The organism is aff. Roholtiella sp. LEGE 12411 (assembly GCF_015206995.1).
In the GTDB taxonomy this organism is placed as follows: domain Bacteria; phylum Cyanobacteriota; class Cyanobacteriia; order Cyanobacteriales; family Nostocaceae; genus Komarekiella.
The window spans coordinates 191,941-198,419 of record NZ_JADEXR010000001.1 but is presented as its reverse complement, the minus strand read 5'-3'; the positions used below and the strand labels follow the sequence as shown (position 1 = coordinate 198,419).

The 6,479-nt window shown below is 42.6% G+C and carries 8 protein-coding genes; 1 reads left to right on the top strand and 7 read right to left on the bottom strand.

Annotation, left to right across the window (positions count from 1 at the left end; genetic code table 11):
- Positions 1-80: 80 nt before the first annotated feature.
- A complete protein-coding gene (locus IQ246_RS00755) occupies positions 81-983 on the bottom strand; it encodes an alpha/beta hydrolase (RefSeq protein WP_193999179.1) in 903 nt (300 codons plus the stop codon).
- A gap of 199 nt (positions 984-1,182) precedes the next feature.
- Between IQ246_RS00755 and IQ246_RS00750 the strand changes: the two genes are divergently transcribed.
- Positions 1,183-1,647 (top strand): helix-turn-helix domain-containing protein, encoded by a 465-nt coding sequence (locus IQ246_RS00750; protein ID WP_193999177.1) that lies wholly within the window; start codon positions 1,183-1,185, stop codon positions 1,645-1,647.
- Between the two features lie 292 nt (positions 1,648-1,939).
- On the opposite strand, the gene IQ246_RS00745 is transcribed toward IQ246_RS00750, so the two are convergent.
- The 6 genes from IQ246_RS00745 to IQ246_RS00720 all read right to left on the bottom strand — a co-directional run bounded on the left by IQ246_RS00745 (position 1,940) and on the right by IQ246_RS00720 (position 6,381).
- Positions 1,940-2,479, bottom strand: coding sequence for a YqeG family HAD IIIA-type phosphatase (locus tag IQ246_RS00745; protein ID WP_193999175.1), 540 nt, complete (start codon positions 2,477-2,479; stop codon positions 1,940-1,942).
- Between the two features lie 360 nt (positions 2,480-2,839).
- The gene (locus IQ246_RS00740; RefSeq protein WP_193999173.1) at positions 2,840-3,412 is read right to left on the bottom strand and encodes a DUF3727 domain-containing protein; all 573 of its coding nucleotides are present in this window, start codon (positions 3,410-3,412) and stop codon (positions 2,840-2,842) included.
- Between the two features lie 147 nt (positions 3,413-3,559).
- Complete coding sequence (ruvX, locus tag IQ246_RS00735) at positions 3,560-4,051, bottom strand: Holliday junction resolvase RuvX (protein WP_208491940.1); 492 nt, start codon at positions 4,049-4,051, stop codon at positions 3,560-3,562.
- Complete coding sequence (locus IQ246_RS00730; protein WP_193999172.1) at positions 4,032-5,288, bottom strand: GNAT family N-acetyltransferase; 1,257 nt, start codon at positions 5,286-5,288, stop codon at positions 4,032-4,034. The genes ruvX and IQ246_RS00730 overlap by 20 nt, the downstream gene beginning before the upstream one ends.
- 194 nt (positions 5,289-5,482) lie before the next feature.
- Positions 5,483-5,683 (bottom strand): hypothetical protein, encoded by a 201-nt coding sequence (locus tag IQ246_RS00725; protein WP_162397663.1) that lies wholly within the window; start codon positions 5,681-5,683, stop codon positions 5,483-5,485.
- 113 nt (positions 5,684-5,796) lie between these two features.
- A complete protein-coding gene (locus tag IQ246_RS00720) occupies positions 5,797-6,381 on the bottom strand; it encodes a TetR/AcrR family transcriptional regulator (protein WP_193999170.1) in 585 nt (194 codons plus the stop codon).
- Positions 6,382-6,479: the final 98 nt, after the last annotated feature.

The following is a 6,479-nucleotide window of genomic DNA, read 5'->3' as shown; positions in this document are numbered from 1 at the left end:
AGAGACAGGGCATAGGGGATGGGGCATGGGGAATAGCCTTTTACTATGCTTGAAGTTGTGAAAGCTAAGCTGATGGGATGTCAAGACTTGAAATAGCTGCGAGCTTGCACTTGTTCAACGAAAGACTCTATCCATTGCAAATATTGCAAACCAGCAACTACTGCTGTGTCGCTATGATCTGCTCCTGGAACTAAAAATAGCCTTTTCGGTTCAGGAGCAGCAGCATAAAGTTTTTGGCTCATGAAAGAGGGTACAGTGGAATCGTTAGCGCCATGAATGAATAAAACAGGCATTTTCAATTTGGGCAATTTTTTAATGGATTCAAACCGCTGTGTCAGGATTAAATCGACGGGAAACATCCAAAACAGGTTTCGATAAGCCACTAAGTCCCGGATGGAGGTAAAAGAGCTTTCCACAATTAATCCAGCAGCCTCTGAGTGTTTGACTGCTAAATCAATGGCTATTGCACCCCCCAGCGAATGTCCATAAATAAAAATTTGGCTGGGTGGAATCTTTTGCTGCTGTACCAAGTAATTCCAAGCGGTGGCTGCATCTTGATAAACCCGCATTTCATTGGGAAAGCTCCCTTCACTCCGACCATAACCCCGGTAATCAATCAGCAACACCGAAAACCCTAGTTGATGAAATCGGTTGGCATGAGCTATATTTGCGCCAATATTGATACCATTCCCGTGCAGGTACAGTAACACCTTGGCATTGGGTTGGTTAGCAGTGATCCACCAACCGTGGATACGTTCGACTTTGCCTGTTTTAACTGGTACAGATAACCAAACCTCTTTATAAGGGAGATTAAAAAACTCTGGTGTCTTTTCAATGACAGCATAAGGAAAGAATATGAAGCGAGGTTGCTGCACAAAAAGCAATAGACAGACCGCACAGTAGGCGATCGCTCCAACTATCCCTACCCGAAGTACGAGTCTGGATAATACTTGTATTAGAAGTAGCAGCTTGTTGGTGATCATGCACTATGTTTTTTAGATTTTGAGGTATTTATACACACAATATTTACACGCAGACTATTGGCTTTAATGTTTTCAAATCAACATTAAATTGATTATCAAAAAAATTGGCACCAATTCAATTAACTAGTGAATTTACGTATGCATGTTTAAGTAGTTTCAGTCTTTAATAGTAAAGATTAACCGATACTAGGAGAAGATTGTGAAGCTCTTAAATGAGACTCAATTAGAGCAGCTAAAGGAAATAAGTATACAATTACGACAAGTAAGACAAGAAAAATCTATACAAATAGAAGAAATAGCTGCTCAAATACTTATTCGCCCAGCTATTTTGCTAGCTTTAGAAGAACAACGATTTGAAGAATTGCCTGAGCTTGTTTTTGTGCAAGGATTCATCCGTCGCTACGGAGATGCTTTAGGTCTGGATGGGAATGCTTTAACACACACTCTTATAACCAAAATTCTCCGTCCAGATTCCAATCATGATAGTAACAAATTAGACAATAAAATAGCTAAACACATACCGATTTTTGGTATTTACATCCTATTATTAGTAGCTGCATCTATCGGACTCTTTTATACAGTTAATCCACAATTTATAGCTGAATCCCTGGCTCAGAAGCAAAAGCCACCCTCTCGATTCAGCAGTTCTCAAGACGCTCTTTAACATAGACAACTGATAGAGATGTTGCAGCCGGTCAAGTAGTCTCAATGCGTGGACTTGCAGCCGTAGGACATACGGTCAAGATGCGCGGCTTCGGGTAAATTCATTGGAATCCCCGCGAAGCAAGACTCCTCACACCTAAAGGTGTGAGGAGTGTCAAGGGTTTATATTTATTTGGTATCAGTTAGGGTCTTTTTTGGCTGACCCCATGTTATTAGTATTTAATGATCCCCGATTTTTGGATTCCAGTGAGATTCCTTAATTATTTCTTTAGATTTACTTTCGTGACGATTTATCAAGGTTTATGAATCTTCGTTTTTTTGGGGGTAATCGAGGCTCCTAAGATTTCTGATATCCAAACTTCAAAGTTGCGTATTGGATGAGAGCGAAGGGCAGCATCTGGATGAACAATTGGTTCGACTAAAATGGTAAACATCCCTAGGCGATTACCTGCTATAACATCAGTAAATAAGCGATCGCCTACCATTCCTACTTGATGCACTGGTAGATTCATGGACTTAAGTGCTGCCCTGATTTTGCGTCGAGAGGGTTTAGCTGCACCTAAGTAGTAAGGTAAGTTGAGAGAGCGGGCAATTCTACCAATTCGCGCTTCACTCAGATTGTTGCTCACCAAGCACAGTGCTGTACAGGGACGGATTTGCTCCACCCACTGCTGTAATTCTGGTGACGCTATCCCCACTCTCATTGGCACTAGAGTTTCATCTACATCTAATACCAATCCTTTCAACCCATATCGTTGAATAATGTCTGGCGTCAGATTCAATACTGAACCTTCTAATATCAAGTCAGGCTGTAAGAGATTGTTCCAGATCATAGTCAACAGTCAGGCTTAAAATGCAAATAAGATTGCTATCTTCAGAAGAACACATTCTGAGTACTTTTGTTAGTACTATTTAACTTTTATCTAAATACTATGCTAGTACTAATGAGCTTGTAGGGTGGGCATTACGATGTCCACCCTACTGTAGTTTATTTATATAATTAGAAATTCCCAATTAAAAATTTAAAAATGTTACATTTTCATTTTTAATTTTGAGATAAGTCGCCGCGGCGGCTTCCCTACGGGTTCTCCGTATCCTTTCAGGGAAGCAAGCTACGCAGAGCGTCCAGTAGGGAAAGAGTACCACCGTTGGTGCAGCCCGCCGCAATATCTGAATTTGGGGGGTTTTTAATCTTATTCGACTTCATTAAAAAGATGTTCTTCTAACAGTGGTTGCACTTGATGAAACTCTTCTGGAGATAGCAATTCGGGTTGACCTGTTTTTGATATCCGTGCAAAAAACAGTAGTGGATCAAGTGGTGTATAAATTGCATACTCTTGGTCTTCATAATAAAAGCTAGAGAGTAGCTGTAATTGCTCCGGCTCTAAATCTTCCCCTTCGTCTTCGATTTCTAAGGTAAAGAGTTCTGATTCTTCAACTGGAGGTAAATCACCTGCAACCGTTAGAGCGTAGGCTGTGTTTTTAAGTATCAGGTTTTGCTCAGATAGTACAGCTTGGGCTGTATCAAAAATTTGCTCAATTATGGCATCATCTTCTACTAGAAGCGCTTCTTCTTCCTCTTCCTCACCTTGCCAAGCAAAAATTTCTACAGGTGAGTCTACAGGAAGAAGTAAAACGTATTCTTGCCCGTCTACTGCAAGGGAATGCTCGATATAACATTCGAGCGATCGCCCTCTTTCATCGGTCAAAGTGATTGAACCCGCATGAGCGTGGTCATTTTCTTCAGGAAATTTAGAGGAAAACATAGCCGAAATGTGAAACTTTAATAAATACCAGCAACTGTCAAAATCGCTTAGCTGCTGAATGACAGATAATGCCAATCAGATAGCTTTAGATGTAGATAAAACTGCTGGGTAATCTTTTCAGAATATCATGTTAAAAGGTATCAATACTCAACAGCTACCACCGATGCTGCGGGAACTGGCTCGCCTAGCGTCCAGCCATTGTTGCAAAATCAAAGAAGCCGCCTTTCTGTCAATCAAACCTTTATGGCGTGATGGAGAGAGGTTTTCAGCGATCAGCATTTGCTCTGCTTGATATGAAGTTAATCGCTCATCCACATATTCCACAGGCAGTTTTAGAGCCTTAGCTAGCCTTGTGGCGAACTTCTGAACGTGACGCGCTTGAAATCCTAATGAGCCATCCATTGAATAGGGTAAGCCAATTACCAGGACTTGCACTTCACGTTCATCGATTATTTGTCGCATTTGATCTACATCCCGGTCAAAAGATGTACGCTCAATAGTGGTGATACCTGTGGCAATTAAACCCGTGCGATCGCACCCAGCTACGCCAACACGTTTGCTACCAACATCTAATCCCAAGGCTGAAATAAACGATTTTTGTTGCTCTTGGGGGATCACATCAATTCTCCTGCTGTGCATCTGCTGACTCCGGCTGGCTAGATGCTTCCATGCTACTGTTGTTACCCGAAAAATTAAGAGGTTCTGACTTAGCTGGCACCGATCTTTCAGATGATGGCGACTTTCCTGGCTGTACCCATGACATACCGCCCGGTATTGGTTTGCGTGCCGGTTGCAGACCTTGTAGCATCTCGCTCCACTGAATTCCTTCTAGGGAGACAAATTTAGACTCTCGTAGCTTGTGCCACACTGAGCGAGACATGATTAGTGTATGTTCTATACGTTTTGCCCCAATTCGCTCCAAATACTCTTCTCGCTCTGGCTGATAGTCTGAGGAAGCTAGTTGCAAACCTTGTTGGGGAAAATCTTGAGCTATACGAGCTAGTTGAGACAACAATTCTGGATACAGCCAGGTATAAGCAGGATGAACTGTCAGTATTGCTGCATGTGGGGCCCCGCCCTTGCGATCCAGTTGTACCTGAAAATGACCAATCGCTGCTTTGCGTTGTGGTTCAAACACGTAGCCACTCACTACTTCTGTTTTGGTCAGCCACTGCTTGACAGCATCAGTTAAAACGCCGAATAAACTAGTTTTAAAATCGCGGGTGTTGCGATCAAAGACTTGACGTACCAGAGGTGGCATTGATGCCGTATCTAGTTGATAAAGTAACTGGGCATCGGCATTACTTACTGGCAAGAGGTTAGGTAAGTCTGGCTCTCCTTGGGCCAATTCAGCCAGCAATTCTGGTTCAATTTCCCAGTATGTCATTTCCGCTAGGCGCTGAAATCCATTTTGTCGGTACAGTGCCAACGCCTCTATGTCATTGACGTTAACTTCCAGTAGCCAAGTGCGAGCTTCCAGAATCGATTCAAAGCAATGGCGTAAAAGTTGCGAGCCGATTCCTTGTTTATCAGCTCCACGTTCCAGCATCACTCGATCAATCCGCCAAGTGGTGCGTGTCCGGTTAAAGGGTGACACTTGAATCATCCCTAGAAGCATCCGCCCTTGTTCTGCTACATAGGCACAGAAGCGATACTGAAGCGGGTTAGGAAACCAACTCAAAAATTTGAGTAATCCATACCAGCGGCGTAACTGTTGCATCTGGCTGATGACAAAACGAGCTCCCTGGGGAGTGAGGGCTGCGAATGACTCTTGATTTAGGCGCTCAATTCCATCCAGATCCCGGTATTGGACTGGTCTGATGAGCACGCTGAGATTTCGAGGAAGTAATGAAGTCATTTTGATTCGAGCCGCCATTTAGCCTTAACTAACTGCTCTTTTAAGGCACTGCTGCCATCATTTTAATGGCTTTGTGCTCCTTGCTATTGTTCCAAAAGAGTGATTTTCGTAACTCAATACTTAAAAAAGCAGACCTTGTGGGAACACTATAGATGTTAACCCAACAATATCTGCTTTTATTTTATTTGAATTTTGGTTAAAAATTGTATAGATTATGAAACTTGCCGAGAAACTAGCTTTTCAAAATTGGCTTGGGTTTGATGGAGTAGTTGCTGGCGACTATCTTCAAGTGTCTGCTTCAGGGTTGGAACCAGGTTGCGAGCGTGCAGAGTCATGTGAAGTTGCAGGTGGGCGACGTATTCACTGATATCTTCGTTTGGTGCAACTGTGCCCGTTAAGAAATTTGATTCCATTGCCACTGTGTACTCCTTTTTTAATCCTGTGCCGTGTCTTTACATCACTACTACTTATCATGTTGTTTAGTTTATCTTGTTAATTTGCAATGAAGTTTAACGGTTGTTCGCAATTACAGTTTATCAATTCGTAAATTCGCATCAATCAGAACAGAGAGCGCACTTTGAGCAAACGTTGCTCCATTGGGTGATTGTTCGATGGTTGCCATCAAACTGGCTCCTCCAATCAGCAGAAGATATTGCTGCGAAAAGGATTCGGGATTTTTAATGCCAGCCTCATCTGCCAAACTCATAATAATTTGTCGAATCGACTCACGTAAATCAACTGAAACCTGATGCGCCTTATGAGAGCTATTGGCAATTTCCAAAACAGCATTGATGAACGGACAACCCCGAAAATTGGGACTTGAGTACCACTCACGCAACACATCAAACGTAGCTAATAAGCGTTCTTTAGGTGTATTGCCTCGCTCTGACACCGCAGCTTCAAACCATCGCAGCCACTGAAGTGCGCGATACTTCATCACTTCTTCAATTAACAAGTCTTTGGACGGAAACCAACGATAAAGCGTTCTTTTGGCGACGCCCGATGCTGCAATAACTTCATTAATGCCCACATGCTGAATTCCCTTCTGGTAGAAGAGTTCAGAAGCCGTTTCTAAAATTTGTTGCCGAGCGGGACTCAATTGGCCAGTCATAGTTTAAACGAGTAGACAAAGTTGTCTCCTTTGAAATACAATAACACCAACTTTAAGTAGACAGTCTTGTCTCCCTCTTCACACATTCGAGGTAACAA